Annotated in this window: 18 protein-coding genes and 2 pseudogenes; 13 read left to right on the forward strand and 7 right to left on the reverse strand. The window is 45.3% G+C overall.

Features of this window, described 5'->3' with window-relative positions; translation table 11 throughout:
- Window positions 1-2: 2 nt before the first annotated feature.
- Window positions 3-1,169 (reverse strand): lactate utilization protein B, encoded by a 1,167-nt coding sequence (locus tag JCM11216_RS04650; protein ID WP_054853449.1) that lies wholly within the window; start codon window positions 1,167-1,169, stop codon window positions 3-5.
- Window positions 1,170-1,224: 55 nt separating this feature from the next.
- Window positions 1,225-2,229: an AIR synthase family protein gene (locus JCM11216_RS04655; RefSeq protein WP_054853450.1), complete on the reverse strand. Its 1,005-nt coding sequence runs from the start codon at window positions 2,227-2,229 to the stop codon at window positions 1,225-1,227.
- Window positions 2,230-2,319: 90 nt separating this feature from the next.
- On the opposite strand from JCM11216_RS04655, the pseudogene ilvA reads away from it, so the two are divergent.
- From ilvA to JCM11216_RS04670, 3 genes and pseudogenes are all read left to right on the forward strand, one after another.
- Window positions 2,320-3,571, forward strand: a pseudogene (ilvA, locus tag JCM11216_RS04660) (threonine ammonia-lyase).
- Window positions 3,572-3,603: 32 nt separating this feature from the next.
- Window positions 3,604-3,987 carry a RidA family protein gene (locus JCM11216_RS04665; protein ID WP_054853451.1) on the forward strand — a complete coding sequence of 128 codons (384 nt, stop codon included), beginning with the start codon at window positions 3,604-3,606 and terminating at the stop codon, window positions 3,985-3,987.
- Between the two features lie 307 nt (window positions 3,988-4,294).
- A complete protein-coding gene (locus JCM11216_RS04670) occupies window positions 4,295-4,783 on the forward strand; it encodes a hypothetical protein (RefSeq protein ID WP_243675189.1) in 489 nt (162 codons plus the stop codon).
- Window positions 4,784-4,806: 23 nt separating this feature from the next.
- Here JCM11216_RS04670 and JCM11216_RS04675 read toward each other — a convergent pair whose 3' ends face one another.
- Entirely contained in the window at window positions 4,807-5,271 is a 465-nt protein-coding gene (locus tag JCM11216_RS04675) for a hypothetical protein (RefSeq protein ID WP_243675190.1), read from the reverse strand.
- Window positions 5,272-5,355: 84 nt separating this feature from the next.
- Here JCM11216_RS04675 and JCM11216_RS16395 point away from each other — a divergent pair, with 84 nt between their 5' ends.
- From JCM11216_RS16395 to JCM11216_RS04685, 3 genes are read left to right on the forward strand one after another with little or no spacing between them, the layout of a single operon-like run.
- Window positions 5,356-5,817, forward strand: coding sequence for a hypothetical protein (locus JCM11216_RS16395; RefSeq protein WP_243675191.1), 462 nt, complete (start codon window positions 5,356-5,358; stop codon window positions 5,815-5,817).
- 46 nt (window positions 5,818-5,863) lie between these two features.
- On the forward strand, window positions 5,864-6,637 hold the full coding sequence (locus tag JCM11216_RS16400) for a molybdopterin molybdotransferase MoeA (RefSeq protein WP_243675192.1): 774 nt from the start codon (window positions 5,864-5,866) through the stop codon (window positions 6,635-6,637).
- 45 nt (window positions 6,638-6,682) lie between these two features.
- Entirely contained in the window at window positions 6,683-7,147 is a 465-nt protein-coding gene (locus tag JCM11216_RS04685; protein ID WP_054853452.1) for a hypothetical protein, read from the forward strand.
- A 12-nt stretch (window positions 7,148-7,159) separates the two neighbouring features.
- Here JCM11216_RS04685 and JCM11216_RS04690 read toward each other — a convergent pair whose 3' ends face one another.
- A complete protein-coding gene (locus tag JCM11216_RS04690; RefSeq protein WP_054853453.1) occupies window positions 7,160-8,587 on the reverse strand; it encodes a DNA double-strand break repair nuclease NurA in 1,428 nt (475 codons plus the stop codon).
- Between the two features lie 130 nt (window positions 8,588-8,717).
- On the opposite strand from JCM11216_RS04690, the gene JCM11216_RS04695 reads away from it, so the two are divergent.
- From JCM11216_RS04695 to JCM11216_RS04715, 6 genes and pseudogenes are all read left to right on the forward strand, one after another.
- A complete protein-coding gene (locus JCM11216_RS04695; protein WP_243675193.1) occupies window positions 8,718-9,479 on the forward strand; it encodes a hypothetical protein in 762 nt (253 codons plus the stop codon).
- A gap of 57 nt (window positions 9,480-9,536) precedes the next feature.
- Window positions 9,537-10,025 carry a thioredoxin family protein gene (locus JCM11216_RS16405; protein ID WP_243675194.1) on the forward strand — a complete coding sequence of 163 codons (489 nt, stop codon included), beginning with the start codon at window positions 9,537-9,539 and terminating at the stop codon, window positions 10,023-10,025.
- A gap of 25 nt (window positions 10,026-10,050) precedes the next feature.
- Window positions 10,051-10,377, forward strand: coding sequence for a hypothetical protein (locus JCM11216_RS16410; RefSeq protein ID WP_243675195.1), 327 nt, complete (start codon window positions 10,051-10,053; stop codon window positions 10,375-10,377).
- An 18-nt stretch (window positions 10,378-10,395) separates the two neighbouring features.
- Window positions 10,396-12,124: pseudogene (locus tag JCM11216_RS04705) on the forward strand (radical SAM protein).
- A gap of 72 nt (window positions 12,125-12,196) precedes the next feature.
- Window positions 12,197-12,589, forward strand: a complete 393-nt coding sequence (locus JCM11216_RS04710) for a HEPN domain-containing protein (RefSeq protein ID WP_054853455.1) — start codon at window positions 12,197-12,199, stop codon at window positions 12,587-12,589.
- A complete protein-coding gene (locus tag JCM11216_RS04715) occupies window positions 12,562-12,993 on the forward strand; it encodes a nucleotidyltransferase domain-containing protein (protein WP_054853456.1) in 432 nt (143 codons plus the stop codon). The genes JCM11216_RS04710 and JCM11216_RS04715 overlap by 28 nt, the downstream gene beginning before the upstream one ends.
- 5 nt (window positions 12,994-12,998) lie before the next feature.
- On the opposite strand, the gene JCM11216_RS04720 is transcribed toward JCM11216_RS04715, so the two are convergent.
- Window positions 12,999-13,529 carry a hypothetical protein gene (locus JCM11216_RS04720; protein ID WP_054853457.1) on the reverse strand — a complete coding sequence of 177 codons (531 nt, stop codon included), beginning with the start codon at window positions 13,527-13,529 and terminating at the stop codon, window positions 12,999-13,001.
- Window positions 13,530-13,624: 95 nt separating this feature from the next.
- Here JCM11216_RS04720 and JCM11216_RS04725 point away from each other — a divergent pair, with 95 nt between their 5' ends.
- A complete protein-coding gene (locus JCM11216_RS04725; RefSeq protein ID WP_243675196.1) occupies window positions 13,625-14,173 on the forward strand; it encodes a hypothetical protein in 549 nt (182 codons plus the stop codon).
- 151 nt (window positions 14,174-14,324) lie between these two features.
- On the opposite strand, the gene JCM11216_RS04730 is transcribed toward JCM11216_RS04725, so the two are convergent.
- Together JCM11216_RS04730 and JCM11216_RS04735 are read right to left on the reverse strand one after the other, a co-directional pair.
- A complete protein-coding gene (locus JCM11216_RS04730) occupies window positions 14,325-14,936 on the reverse strand; it encodes a MarC family protein (protein ID WP_243675197.1) in 612 nt (203 codons plus the stop codon).
- 262 nt (window positions 14,937-15,198) lie between these two features.
- Window positions 15,199-16,353, reverse strand: a complete 1,155-nt coding sequence (locus JCM11216_RS04735; protein ID WP_054853458.1) for a cobalamin-independent methionine synthase II family protein — start codon at window positions 16,351-16,353, stop codon at window positions 15,199-15,201.
- Between the last annotated feature and the right edge of the window lie 92 nt (window positions 16,354-16,445).

The raw sequence follows: 16,445 nt of genomic DNA on the forward strand, positions 1-16,445 counted from the left end.
GATTATTTCCTCATTATTTGTTTTAGATATTCATTCTTAACATACAATATTAACTTAGGTAGGTCAATGCCCATTGGGCATACCTCCTTACAATTACCAGAGTGGGTGCAGAGCATCGCGGCTGGTCCTGCCTCCATTATGCCCCCCCTAGTCACGGCTGTCCATGGGATACCCATAGGCCCCGTGTACGGTGGCTTACCGAACCTTGGACCTATGGCCCAGTAGGTTGGGCAGTGCATGCTGCACCTGCCACACCTTATGCAGAGCAGTATTTCCCAAAGCACTGGATCCTTTGCGGCTTTTCTCCTCCCATTGTCCACAAGTACCATGTGGAACTCCTTAGGTCCCTGGGCAGGTGATACCCTGTACAACTCAACATCGGCAGTACTGCTAGGTCCGGCGGTTAGGTTCACGTATGTTGGTGGGTAAAGCCCCGCATACGCCGCCTGCACGAGGGTCTCGACCATTGCATGGTATAGTGTGGGCACGATCTTCTCGATACCGTCATACACAATATGTACCGGAGGAAGTACACTGGTCATTCTTATGTTACCCTCATTCTCGACAAGTAATACCGCGCCCGTGTCGGCCGCTATGGCATTGGCCCCGGTAATGCCCACATTAGCCCTGAAGAACTTGTCCCTAAGGAATTCCCTGGCCCTCTGGGCAATGGCGACTGGGTCTGGCTGTACGTCGATTCCGAGCTTCTCCTTCATTATTTGAGCAATTCTCTCCTTAGTCATGTGAAGGGCAGGCGCCAGTATGTGGCTTGGTTCCTCATTGGCTATTTGCACCAGGAATTCCCCAAGGTCAGTCTCCCAAACCTCATTACCCAACTTCTCAAGGTATGGCCTAAGCTCCGTCTCCGTGGCCACGTTATTCTTACTCATGACAATAACCTTGCCGTTACCCACTATCTTACCCACGATTTCCCTAGCCTCCTCAGGCGTCTCGGCGAGGTAGAACCTACCGCCTAATCCCTCCACGGATTTCCTGGTCAGTTCTATGTAATAATCAAAGTTTCTAATAACTTCCTCCTTTGCCTTCCTAAGTTCCTTTGCCAGATCCATTAGGTATGGGTACTTCCTTAGTATTTCAAAGACGATTACATTAGCAGCCTTCGCCCTATTTATTGCCACGTCCCAATTGGGTGGCGTGGAGATCTCCATATTGGTATGTACATTATATTCATATATTTAAATATGAAACTCAACAGTGGTGTATTTACTTGCCGTACCTCCCATGCCACAATTTCATAACCTCATCAGTAATGAATCCACGAACTTTCCCCCCCACTACCTCGCCACCACTAACCAATTCAACACCAGGTTCTCCATTCATAACCTCACCAATTACCGAATAATTAACACCTAATCTACCTAGCCTACTAATTGCATCTTGCATTCGCTCTCTCGGTATAGTGGCTATAAGCATTCCGGAACTTAGGGATTTAAGGGGATCAATACCCAATGCATTAAATATTTGTTTGGTCTCCGGTAATATGGGTATTTTATCCACATCAATCTTTAACCGCACATTACTGGCCTCGGCAACCTCAAGTAATCCCTGAAGTAAACCGCCCTCGGTTGGGTCATGCATTGAATTCGCAATATCGGCTAGCTCAAGGGCCTCCTTAACAATACTTATCTCCCTAAGTAAATTCCTTGCTCTATAAATAACCTCCTTGGGAACACCCCTACTTAATAATTCATCCGTAAAATCACTGGCCAGCACAGCCGTTCCCTCTAAAGCCACGTACTTAGTAACAAGGACCAAATCACCTGGTTTAGCCCCTGAGGTTGTTACATAGCGATCGCCAATGCCGATGGCCATGGTTGATGCAATAACCCTATCAATACCCGGTGTATACTCAGTGTGACCTCCAATTAATGAACCACCCAGTTCACTGAGTGCCTTATTAACATCAGACATTATTGCCTTAATACCATCCTCATCAACATCACGCGGTAATAACAAGGTCAGGAGAAACCACCTTGGCTTAATACCCCCCCTAACCGCTATGTCATTTGCCACGATATTTATCGCAAACCAGCCAATGCCCTCGGCAGCGCCCGTTATTGGGTCAGTGTGTACGGCCATGTACTTATTGCCAACCTTCACTATTGCCGCGTCCTCGCCAACCCTAGGACCAATTATGACGTCTCCATCCTCAATACCTAGGTTCGTAAAAATAATCCTCCTTAGAGCATCATTACTTAACTTAACCATTACTGGGGGGGTTTTGTTCGGGGGGGGTCATTTAAGGGTTCAGGTTAAGGTAGGTAAGGTTAATATAGATGATTAACGTATTGACAAGAGATGACAACACCACGTGAAATATACGAGAGATCTCTTGAGGCGCTGAAGGTAATTAAGGACGCACAGGCAAGGGGGGGCCTTATACATAGAACGCCGTTGATAAGATCCGAGACATTAAGCGGTATAGCTGGTGCAAATGTTTGGTTAAAACTCGAGGCCCTTCAGAAAACCGGGTCATTTAAGGTTAGGGGCGCCTATTTCGCAATTAACAATATTGCTAATAGGCTTGGTGCTGGGCATGTTGTAACAGCATCAGCGGGTAACCATGCACAGGGCGTGGCATACTCAGCAAGTTTAGTTGGTATTAAGGCAACGGTGGTCATGCCACAGTACACCCCCCCTGGATTAAGATAGCGAGGACCAGGAAGTATGGAGCTGACGTGATACTTCATGGAGAATCATATAGCGAGGCTGAGGATTACGCCACAAAGTTGGCGAAGGAATTAGGGGCTTACTATGTACATGCCTATAACGACCCTGATGTAATAGCTGGTCAAGGAACTATAGGCTTTGAAATACTTGAGGACCTTAATAATATCGACTACGTAATTGTACCAATTGGCGGTGGAGGCTTAATTTCAGGTATTGCATCCGTGATTAAGACCGTTAATCCCAAGGTTAGGGTTATCGGGGGGGTACAGAGCGAGGGTGCGCCAGGGGGGGCCTACCTAAGCCTTAAAAGTGGTAAGATAGTTACCGTGGAGAGAGTTGATACAATAGCTGATGGCATAGCCGTTAAGAGGATTGGTGACCTAACCTTCAAATTAATGAGTGAATTGCTCGATGATATAGTCCTGGTAAATGACCTAGAAATTGCTAAGGCAATACTCACCATAGCCGAGAGCGTGAAGGTCATAGCGGAGGCGCCGGCGCCGCCAGTGTGGCTGCCCTGATAAGTAATAAGGTTAAGGTTAGTGGTAATGTGGTTGCTGTTGTAAGTGGTGGCAATATTGACATGAGTATGCTGTTCAGGGTAATTAGTAAGGCGTTGGCCCTCGAGGGCAGGATTGTAAAGATAAGTGGTTTATTGCCGGATAGGCCGGGCATGCTTGGTAAGGTCACGACAACCCTAGGCGAACTAGGGGGGGTTAACGTGCTTGATGTTTTCCATGAGAGGTTCGACCCAACAATAACGCCAGGCTACGCAGAGGTCTCATTCATCGTGGAACTACCGCCTGAGGAGGATGCCGCAGGTAAGGTCATCAATAGGCTTAGGGAGCTCGGCTTTAACTTCAATATTGAGAAACCATAATGCTTTAAAGTACGTGGCATTAATCCTTAATAATGCCCAGGGCAACGGTATTTACGGAGAAGGCGCCTAAACCAATAGGCCCATACTCACAGGCCGTGCAGGTTGGCAACTTCCTATTCGTCAGTGGGCAGATACCCATTGATCCATCCACGGGGCAGTTAGTCAAGGGCGGCATTAAGGAACAAACTGAGAGGGTTCTCGAGAATATTAAGGCCATTCTCGAGGCCGCCGGTTACTCGTTGAGTAACGTTGCTTGGGTCTTTGTAGCACTCAAGGACTTGAGCAAGTTCTCAGAATTTAATGAGGTTTATTCAAGGTACTTCAGGGAAAGCCCGCCGGCACGTATTACTGTTGAGGTGAGTAATTTACCCAGTGGTGCTTTGGTGGAGATATCCGTTATAGCCGTTAAGGATTAGGCAATTAAATCAATTTAATTAATTATATGCATTATTCTTATTAATGATTAGGGAATGAATTAGCGTATCTTTGTGAGTAATTCGGTTATTAGGTTTGGTCGGGATCGCGTAACCGTCTCTGAAATAGCCCAACAACTTTATTGTGAATACAAGTTACATTTGTCAATAATTGAGGGCAGAGTTCAAACTCCAGCATGGAAACAGGCATATTAATTCATGACGAGGTATTCAGGGTAGGAGAGTTAATGAGGAGGAGTTCATTAATGCTGTCAAGAGTAATGAGTTTGTAGTTGCGACGTTACCATTAATGATTAATATAGGCGGAATTAACGTAATTGGCATACCAGATGCCGTAGTGTTTATGAGGGGTGTTGCCAAGGCTGTCATTGAGTTAAAGACGAGTAATAGGTGGTTGGACAGGTTATTTGATAGTGAGTATGTGCAGGCGCAGTTGTATGCATACTTAATTAACAAGCTGGGCTTAGGCGTTGATCCTCTCGTTATGGTGGTGAAGATGAAGCGTGATGTGGGTATTACGGAGAAACTACGTAGGGATATATTTTCCAACGCAATTAAGTACCTAATGAGTGCCGTGGAGTTGCCGGCCAAGGTCAGGTTTAGGGACTACACAATGTACATTAACGAATTCGACAGGTCAATAGAGGCGCACCTTAGGTGGGCCCTTGATTATTGGCTAATGCGTAGGGAACCTAGGGCTGCGCCATCAATTGGTAAATGCGCCGTATGTGAGTTTAACGGTAAGTGCCCATTCAGGATCTACGGCCCAATGCAGTGAAAGCCGAAGTCCATCATCCCTTCTTACTCCTCAATAACCTCGTTGTACTTTTGAGCCCGCTTTAGGTTCATGCGCCTCAGCACTGATAATACCTGGTCAATGTACTTATTCACCTCGTTTTCATTCAGCCCTTTATCCTTAATTATCACTTCCATAACCCTGGCGTAGCTCCTATACTCCTCATTTAACCTTCTCCAGGGTATGCCCTTCAATGACTGCATCAGCTCCTCATTAATCGGCAATAACTTCTTAAGCATTAGGAACGAGATTATTGGGTAACCAATGTAGCCCCTATGCACGGTTCCATTATCCGTACTATCAACCTCCCTCTTGGAAACATCCACATAGACCTTATACATCCTCGTACCATCTGAGGACTTAACCACTGCCTCCTTATCATTAATCACCTCAACCCTACCATCAGCAAGGGCCCCAAGGGCCTCGAGAACCTTAATCCTAGGCGGCATCCTTAGGTAAGTGGAGCTCACGTAATTATTGCATAACCCTCATTTTTAAGCCATTTTAATAACCTGATTAAAGTTAAATGCCATAAAAAGCACTAGGGCCTTAGCATGGGATTCAAGGCTACGAAGACCATAGACCAGGTACTTAATGAGGCCATTAAGTACATTAGGCATGTACCCAGGATAATCGAGGTAACCCTAAGCGAGTCGCTGAATAAGTACATTGCCGAGGATATAACGGCTAGGTTTGACGTACCCGGATTCAACAGGTCTGCAGTTGATGGATACGCCGTGAGGAGTGCGGATACGTTTGGTGCCTCGCCAACAAACCCAATAACGCTTAGGGTCGTGGGATTCATGGCCGTCGGTGATGACCCAGGTAAGTACTCATTAAATCCAGGTGAGGCAGTTGAGATAAGCACAGGCGCTCCATTACCCATCAACGCGGATGCCGTGGTCATGTACGAAGATACACGAAGGTCTGGCGATTACGTTGAAGTGCTGAGGCCCGTACCACCCATGGGTAACGTATCAAGGAGGGGGGGGAGGATGTTAGGGCAAATGAGGTGATGTATAGGAGGGGGGGGATGAAGATTCTTCCTGGGATTTAGGGGGGGTGCTGGCGTCAATGGGTGTTTACAGGGTTAAGGTGTTCTCACCGAGGGTTGCAATAATAAGTACCGGCAATGAGCTCATGGAGGTAACGGATGTACCGGTTAATGGGCCACCGCCTGGCAGGGTGATTAATAGTTCAAGGTTTGTGATTGAGGGGGGGTTACTTAAATCCCTTGGTTGTGAACCGAATTACTTGGGCATTGTTGGTGATAATGAGGATGGGATTGCGAGTACTGTGGGTAACGCCCTTAAGGATTATGATGCTGTAATTACGACGGGCGGAGTATCCGTGGGTAAGGTCGATTATACCATAAGGGCCGTGTCAAGGTTAAACCCTGAGTATTTAAACCATGGACTTTCAATCAGGCCTGGAAGACCAAATAGTATAGCAGTGGTTAATGGTAAGCCCATCTTCATGCTTAGTGGTTTTCCCGTGGCTGCGGCAACTGGTTTTGATGTATTGGTAAGGCCTATTTTGCTGCACATGATGGGTGCCATTGATGATCCCAAACCAGTCATTAAGGGGGGGGTCCTAACTAGGAGGGTTTCAACTCCCGTTAATACTAGGTCTTTCGTTAGGGTTAGGGTTTACCTGGGTAGGGATGGTAGGGTCTATGTTGAGCCATTGGCATTGACGGGTAGTGGCATACTTAGTACTTTGGTTAGGGGGGGTAATGGTATCCTTGTTGTTCCTGAGAATAGGGAGGGTTTTGATGAGGGTGATGAGGTTGAGATCACATTAATTAGGCCATTATTCGTAGATGAGACACGATAAAGATAGCTTTTTAATCTAGCCTACTTAGTCCTCCCTTTGAAGGCGATGTCATCTTCAATTCCTGAATACTTAAGACAATCAGTGAAGGTTAAAGAAACCATAGATGGTGTGGAGGTTAATTCATTTAGGGTGCCTCCGCACAAGTTCTTTGTTAATGAGGAAATAACATACCTAACCTTGCCGCTCAATGTTGATGAGAAGGTCATAATGAATAAGATAAATGAGTTAAAGCTTGGTAGAAAAACAATTGAGAAATTATATGCAATAAGGCTTGATGCCGATCCATGGCAATACAACGAACTTGAATTACCAGACCTACTCAGTAACGAGATTGACGGCACGGCCATGGAGAATAAAGGCAACGTGATATACTCAGTCTATATCCATGTGAATGGTATTAAGAACTTCCTTAAAATTATAGCATTTAAGTACGTAAGCTATGTTGAGATAGACATCATAAGACTTGCGGGCTATAGGGGGGGAGTAATCAGATACCTTATTCATTTCTAAGGCAATAGACGATTAATCCTGGGCCTCCTCGGGCTGAGGATTTAAATCAATATTAAACGCCATACCAAACCTCCTCTTTGTTTGTATCTTTAACTTATTTACAGCTGCCATTACATACTCAAGGAATTGATCCTCACCGAAATTGGCATACTCATGGGCAAGCCAAAGCAATTTATTATAATGTATTGGATCTCTATACATACTCATTAATAAGTTTAAGTGATCATTAATGTCTATTTTATCATAAAATAATTTCCAGGGAACTCCCTGATTAAACATTGGCCAGTCATAATACGGTATCTCGACCGTAATTGGACTATCGCTTTCATGGAACTTAACATACGTCATCACTATCCTCGGAAAATTCACCAATACCCTCCTAACCCTGTTAAGTTCATCGGCGATGTCTAGGTTACCGTAATCATCAACAGTCCTTAACCCCCCCTCACTATCCTCAATCCTATCCTTAATGAACTTAAGGAGATTATCCACCTGAGTCAATGACTTATGGTTTAGGTACGCATCCATGGCACCAATCAATAGCCTTCTAGTCGTTCCAATCCTGATACCCTGCCCCCCCCTAGCCAATTCCTCCAGAAGTATCACATCAGATATCGACTGACTAAGCACCATCCTAATGCCAATCCTAATCAGGTCCTTATGAACACCATTATAGTTCTTGGCCAATGACAATAACTTATTCCTATAATTCCTGATCCAGACAATGCTATACCAATCAATACCCCCCCTATTAAGTACATCAAGTAACTCCTTACTAACATTGATAAAAGGCGCATCACTAAGTATGATTTCCTTAAGGGCCTTAAACAATATGTAGTCCTTAAAGATCTTCAACTTGGAGTCCTTAGCTACAAAAATAATATTAACACCTAGTTCCCTAGCCCTGTCAAGCAAATTATACAGACTTTCTAAGGCCCTTATTACCTCAGGTATGTAATAGAGATCCAGGAATCCCTTGGTTAAGATGAGTTCGTGAATCAATGCCGTAACCTTAGCGTATAAACTACCATCCAGCAATAGAAAGCTGTACCTACCACCAGTTATTGCCCTTAATGCAACCTCGCTCTCTATGTACGACAATAATACCCACTTAATAGATGGCGTGAATACTGGTACCCAATTCACAATGACATCTCTGGTCGGTTGTTCACCGGCATTATTAACCGCAATAGCCCTCGCAATTACTATGGCGCTCCCATCCCTAAGCTCAAGCTCCCTAACACCACCATCAACAGCGACAGCCTTAGCATCACTGGCCCTATTAAGTACTGGGAGGGGGGGTTTCCAGAGATCCTTAATATCACTGGCATTGATTATCCTACTCAACATATCATGTGCTGCATTAATCCTCCTCATACCGTGAGCTCCGTTAAGTTCGATTAATCGTTTATAGTAAATATCGTAGAATATGTCGGCCACTAAGCATTAATGGCTCAATATTATAATAGTTTTTGCTTATTAGTATACCACTGAGTACAGTGTAAGTTTTAATGCAATACCTGAGCGCCATAAGGCGACATTACATTATAGTAAATATTTATTAATAGGCATGTTTGGAAAGCTATGGTCATTAGTTATGAATATGAAGTACGTAATAATAGCCGTGATAGCGGTGGCCATAGTGATAATAGGTATCGTCGTAGTACTTCAAATGCATCCAAGTCTAAATGAATTGCTTGCACGAACAAGTAACAACACCTACACAGCCAGCTATAGTTATTACATTTACTATAACATATTAAATCAAAATAGTACGGAAAATGGCATCCTTACATATAGTCAAAAAGGAACCACTGACAGGTACATCTTTGTCATTTCGTCAAGCTATCCGCAAATGGGTGCTTACATGGTAACCGCGAAATTAAGTAATGGAACAACAATATTTTGCACGGCTGGACCCACAAGCGCCGGTTGTTCCCCAATTAATCAAACCTTTAACCTGGTAAGTCTTATGTTACCCATTATCAATTACTCAAAATTCACATACGCAGGCACGCAAAAATTACTTGGCTATAATGCCTATTGCTACATATCAAGAAACTCAACAACACTAGGTTCCATAATGCCCATTGCGATAGAAGCCGGCCTTGGTTCATTACCAATAAATATAATAGGCGAAGTATGCATGACACAGGATGGGATACCACTCCTAATAGAATTAAGTATGTATGGTTCATCTAACATTAATGGGCAACAGATAACTATAAACATGACACAGGTATTACAGGCAACCAGTGTCCAAGATGGAACCTACCTAATCAGTAATGCAACGTCATTGCTCAATAAGCTCGGCATAAATGCGACAGGCTGAAAAATTCAGTAAAAACCGCAATTACCTTAAAAACAAGGCTTAATTGACCACGGAACTGTGAACACCCAAAACATTGAGGTATTCATACACCCGACATGCAGTACTTGCCACACGTTAATTAGGTTATTGAAGCAGTGGGGGGGTTACCTGGATAGGGTTAGGGTGATAGATACGTCCAGGGATCCATACACGGCCATGGAGAGGGGGGGCGTCAGGTCCGTGCCGAGCATCTTCATTAATGGCGAGTTAGTGTTCGCTGGGATAGTTGATTTCAAGAGACTCAAGGCGTTACTGGACGGTGAGTATTTAGGTAATAGGTTCGAGGGTGACTTAAGGGAGCTTGAGGAGAGGTTCTTCAGGGGGGGCATTCTCGATAGTGTGGCAACGGCATTATGGCTATACGTTAATGAGGACTGCGATGCCTTTCTCAGGGATAAGGAGTTCGTAATGGCTATAACGAATTTATCGGTGTATAGTGATCGTGAGGAACTATACAATGAACTACGCAAGTACCTAGCAATGTTAATGCGTGCAGGGAGGCCATAAGGAGTAGGGAGGATAGTTCCTAGCTGTGATAACCAAGAACTTCGCCAGGGAGATTTATTGGCTCCATAACAAGTTACTGGGTTGGGGGGGTGAGGTGTCGAAATTATATAGTAAGGAGGTCATTGCCCACTGGATGATCATACGAAGTGCCCTTGGCAGGGTCGGCCTTAGGGCATACCCAATCAGTAATGAGAGGTTTAGGGAGAAGGTTGAGAGGGTTTATGACTACATGAGCAAGACGTTTGATGAGTACATGAGGCAGGTCATTGATGAGCAGACGAGTATATTCGGTGATTCGGAGTATGTTGAGGTCATTGAAGGTTTCATGAAAAGTATAAAGGGGGGGTCTTAAGCCATGATTTAGTGAGGCATGGATAGGGTAGTAATACTTGATGGGTATACGGATGAGCCGGCAGGGCTTGGTGTACCGCCCTACTTAGATGTTTATCCGCGTTATGTCGCTGGCGCAGTGTGGAGTGTGGATAGGTCCATCGATGTTAGGTACTTCACGATAGACCAGGCCAGGGGGGGCGATTGGGCAGGCTTTGTTAGGATTGCCAATGAGGCCAGGGTACTCATTGTCATTGCCGGCATTGTAACACCTGGTAAGTACCTTGGGGGGGCGAGCCCATAAGGCTTGAGGAAATTGAAAGAATCACCAACATAATTACTAAGCCCATAAAGATCCTCGGAGGCCCAGTGGCCAGGTTTGGCTATGGTTCAGCAGGTGGTACAATAGCTATTCCTAGGAGTAGGTTTCAGAGGTATTATGATTTAGTGGTCACGGGTGATGTGGACCTGGTCGTTTATGAATTACTGAGGAATAGCTACCAATCATCGAAGGTCTCACCTGCGTTAATGCACGTTGACTACGGGCTAATTAATAAATTCGCCGTGCTTGGCGCCCGAGTAGTCACTCAACACCCCCCCAATTACGGCAAGAACCTGATCATCGAGCTTGAGACGTATAAGTCCTGCCCAAGGTACATCACTGGCGGCTGTTCCTTCTGCGCCACTGTTAGGTATGGCCCAGTTAAGTATAGGGAGACTAAGGCAATTGTTGAGGAGGTTGAGGCATTATATAGCCTCGGGGTTAGCACTTTAGGCTTGGTAGGCAGGCCGACTTCTACACCTACATGGCCCACGACACAGGCAAACTGGACTTCCCAAGGCCTAACCCAGGGGGGGCTATTGAGGGATTGCTCGTTGGCATTAGAAACGTGGCACCCGAACTGGAGACGCTGCATATTGATAATGTCAATCCAGGCACTATCTATCACTGGCCCAAGGAGAGTATTGAGGTTACGAAGATACTAATGAAGTACCACACGCCCGGTGATGTGGCTGCGATGGGCATTGAGACTGCGGATCCGAGGGTTGTTAAGTTGAATAACCTCAAGGTGATGCCTGACGAGGCTTACTTCGCAATTAAGACAATTAGTGAGTTGGGTAGGGTTAGGGGGGGTTGGAATGGAATGCCTGAGCTACTGCCTGGCATTAACTTCGTCGTTGGGTTGCCCGGCGAGACAAGGGAGACCTTTAGATTGAATATTGAATTTCTTAGGAGGTTATTGAATGATGATATTTGGGTCAGGAGGGTTAACATTAGGCAGGTCCTTGTACTACCACCAACACCACTATGGAGCCAGGCAGAGGACATCCGGCAATTACTGAAGGACCATAGGAAGTACTTTCTAGCCTTTAAGTACTGGGTCAGGAGGTACTTCGACCATGAAATGCTTGGGAGAGTCGTGCCTAAGGGTACAATACTGAGGAGGGTATTCACGGAGGTTCACTATGGAAATGGGACATACGCGAGACAAGTCGGTTCATACCCACTGTTAATTTATATACCCGCCAAGATAGAGCTTGGGAGGTGGATTGACGTTGTCGTATCGGAGCACGGCTTCAGATCTGTGATCGGTGTACCATACCCAGTTAGCGTTAATGAGGCACCAAAGAGACTTCTTAAGTACGTTCCTCACATGAACAGGAAAATATTGACCAAAATAATTGCGGCGAGACCAATAAAGGACCATGAACAACTAAGAAATATAATAAATAATAACGATGAGTTAAGTAAGTATTTAACGTTATGAAGATTCCGCATAATTATGATGATATAAATCATTTTAAGGATATAAAGTACTCCAGAGGTAAGGGTCAGGAAAATGCGTGAGGAGGCAGAGCAATGGTTAAGGGAAGCGATTAGAGAACTCGAATTAGCGCGCCATTTACTTGAGATTGGATACCTCAATTATGCAGCGTTTCACTCGCATCAAGCTGCGGAGAAGGCGTTAAAAGCATTAATCATAGTGAGACTAAGGCTATTACCACCAAAGACCCATCTACTGGAGTTGGCTGAAAGATTAAGGAGCAGTGGTATACCTGTTGATGAGGTGATTGATTATTTAAGAGATTTAAATCCTCATTACCTGGTCGCTCGTTATCCCGATGCAGCCAATGGCGTGCCCAGCGAAGTCTACTCAAAGAGGGAGGCTCAGCATTGTGTTGAGTCTGCTTCTCGGGTGATTGAATGGGTGAAGAAATTATTAGTGAGTTGAGGAGGTACGTTCAGTGCCTAATTAATCGTGGCTTTAGCATCAACTCAGTCGTACTGTTTGGGTCACGTGTAAGGGGGGGTGACTGGCTAGTTGATAGTGATGTTGACTTACTAATCATTGTCCCAAACTCGGGTAAGGACTTCCTTGATAGGATTCGTGAATTCACGGTTTGCTGGGACTCGAGAATAGCCCTTGAGGTTTTCCCATACACGCTTGATGAGGTTAAGAGGCTGGTGAATAGGGGCTCAATCTCGCTCTATGATGCCCTGGACTACGGCGTTGTATTATATGATGATGGAACCTTTGAGAAACTGAGGGAAATCTTCAGGAAGGCTATTAACGAAGGAGTAATCAAAAAGATGAATGGTTGGTGGACAATACCTGAAAAGCCGTTGTTAGGATAACAAACTTAAGGAACTTCAAACGTTATACTCTCGTAGTTGCCAACCCTAAGGCCCTTCTTAACCGTCAACCTCAGTATGTTCCCATTACCCAGTATGGAGCCCTCGCCGGCGAATTCATACTCAATAATCCTGAAGCCGGGTGGGAAGAGCCAAACAATCTCATAGTCATACTCGGCAACCTCCTCCTCATAATAATCCTCATATTTGTTAATACCTTTCTTTAAATTGCCCTTGAAGTAAATATAAAACTCGAGATACGGCTTATCGAAAGAGCCCCCCCTAAAGCCGAGACTAACATCAACCACCCTAGCCCTAACAATCTCACCATTAATCTTAATAGTCTCCTCGTCCAGGAAGCCCTGCATATTCCCCCCCGTGATAGTCCTCAATTCATTAAGTAATCCCTCCCTATCCTTAAGTAGGTTCTTGTAATAATGATCCTTATCTAAATATTCAAAGATTAAATCTTCCCAAACACCGCCATCAATGCCCATCGTGAATATTCCCTCGGCATGTATTGGCACTGGCTCGCTCATCGGGTTGGTTTCTTAATTTAGGTTCAAAAGTCTTGTTATGGGTTTCTCAGGGGCCTAAATAGAGTTTATTAATAACTTATTGCTAAGTGGTTACTGTGGATGAGTTTATTTACGTGATTGGTCTGTTGATCACGATAATAGCCTACCTGGCGGCATTCACGTATTGGCTGGGCAGGAAGTTCGAGGGCATTGATTGGAGGTTTAGGGATTTGGAGGAGAGATTGAGCAATAGGATTAAGGAGGTAGAGACTAGGTTAGAGAATAGAATGAACAATCTGGAAAATAGAATGAGTAATTTAGAGAGTGGGCTTAAGTCGGCTGTTGTAAATGTTAATTCACTCCTTATTGAGTACATGGGGGGGCTTAAGGGCTTGTTCTCGCAGGATGAGGTTAGGGTGTTGACTAATGAGGTTAGTAGGGTCGTCGGTATGGTCAGAGCTAACCCAATTAGTAAGGAGGAGCTTGAGTTCATTAAGTCCGTGTTCTCCAAGGACCCTGATCAAATGAGTATTGAGGAGCTTGAGAGGGTCATTGAGATTGCGAAGCGTTGGTGGTGGGAGGATAACTCCGAAATAGCTTTCAAGGTCTTTCAGGTGGCGAGTATAGTGAGGGCTTATAAATTGTACGGAAAGAAGCAGTCATAATGAATATTTATCTAGAACGCTTCTATGATTTCCTAAGGAAATAATTAATGCCTGTGCACAGTGTATGCGCTTGATTTTACAGTATATAATGCGTTACAGACCTCTCAACAAGTTGAGCAGATATATCCGGCCAAAATAAGAACGGGCAAATCTAGGCAGTACTTAATGATTCTATGTAGTTCGTTACGCCGGTTAGTATCATCCCTATGGCTAGTGCGGCTATTATTAGGCTCATGAACCTGCCAAGGACCTTAAGTGTGTTACTACCTAGTCTCTTCAGTAGTGGTTGTGAGAACCTAATTATGGCGTACGTGAATGCTGAGCTTAGTAGTGACGCTATTATGACCTCGTAAATTGGGTATAGTGCTGAGAAGAGTATTAGCTCTGTTATTGTGCCCGGACCAACGAGAAGCGGTGTAACTATTGGCACGAGCACGAACTCCTCAGGCTCCTTGACGGTGCTGACCGCCCTGGGTCCACCGGCCATGAGGGTCTCCATGGCTATGCCCATGAGTAACACACCGCCTGCTATCCTGAAGGCGTCGAGGTTTACGCCGAAGGCCTGTAGTATGTACCTGCCGCCGACCGCGAATATCACCATTAGTAAGGGTACGCTAATGCCAACTAGTTGGTAGACCCTCCTTAGTTGTTCTGGTTCCATGTTTATTATGTATATGGAGAGTGTTGGTATCGCACCTATTGGGTTAAGTATCGCTATTAATTGCCCAGTCATGTTTAGAATATCTATTAGGGCTCCAGGCACGGATAATCAACGCATAATCACTATAATAACCTTTCACTCAATCACCTCTATCATCACGCGCTCAGTGGGGGGGGCAAGTGGCTCACTGATCACCAGTGCAGTAATTAATGCGTAAAAACCACTTATAGCCCTTACGGTGTTGGGTAATTAGTGATGATGAATTGGGAACTGATGGGTGACGATGGGTATCCTAACTGATCAGCAAGGATAGCACTCTTCATTTTTATCGAGCCGGTCCGTACTCATCACTTAAGGAACTACCTCACTTCTCGCCGTACTTACTCCTTAAAATCTTTGCCGCCTCGGTCATTGAGCGTATCTTGGAGAAGGCTATCCTCCTCTCAAACTTCCTATACATACCAGGCGCAAACCCACAATCTGGGTTCAGCCAAATCCTCCTCGGGTCAAGAACCCTCACAACCCTCTCAACCCTCTGCACCACGGTTTGCGGATCCTCAACCTGCGGGTTCCTAACGTCAATGACGCCGAGCCCAAGCTCCTTATCGCTGGGCAGGTCCTTAGCGAAGACCGCCGGGTCGCCACTGCCTGGGCTTGCATACTCAAGTACGTACTGCCTAACCTTTATGTCATAGACCTCAGGCGCCAGTCTCTCAAAGCCTATGCCATAGAATGGCGAGTCTGGGTTTGGCCACCTATCCATGTGCATGCCGATCCTAACACCGTCAATCCCCTTTACCGTCTCATTTATTAGGTCCCTGGCCAGGTAAATCTCGTTCTTAAACCCCCTGTACTTCTGCCCATGTATCGCCTCAATGACCTTCCTATACCTGTCAGGCTCGTTCTCCCTGGCCTCTATTAAGTCACCAAGCATTGGCTCATCAAGTTGTATGAAATCTACACCGGCGTCCCTGAGCCTAATTATCTCCTGCCTAAGCACCTTACTGTAGTCCTTAGCAAGATCCTCAGGCTGCGGGTATACCTGCCTTGAGTACTTCGCGTCCCAGGTCTCCCACATGATCAAGTACGGGCTTGGCAGCGTGACCTTAATTCTCCTCTCTGTGACTGACCTCGTGAACCTGAACTCATCAAGCGCTATCACCGCATCCCTAATCTGCTCAACAGCCACAGCCCTCCAGTAGGTCAACTGAGCCTTATACTGCTTCATTATATCTATCGCCTTTGGATTGATGTCCGTCACGTAAATCAACTTAAACCCAGGTATTTTCTGGCCGACGAACGCCACGAAGCTAGTCCTCCTCTGCTCCCCCCCATCAGTTATGACGTCTAAACCGGCGAGCTCCTCCTCCTTAACCGTCAACTTAACAGCATCATCCAAGTACTCATCAAGCTCCTCCTTACTAATCTCACCCTTATTATACCTATCAAAGGCCTCTATCAACCACCTGGGCCTTGGGAAGCTGCCGACAACCGACGTTGTGAAGGTTAGCTCCTGCATTACTTAGTACGAATTACTTAGTTTATAAAGTATTACGCCAAAGCCCAGCACGGAGGTAACAACTAATTATTTAGAATTTATAGGGTGTGAAG

The organism is Vulcanisaeta distributa JCM 11216, from assembly GCF_001315985.1.
Lineage (GTDB): Archaea > Thermoproteota > Thermoprotei > Thermoproteales > Thermocladiaceae > Vulcanisaeta > Vulcanisaeta distributa_E.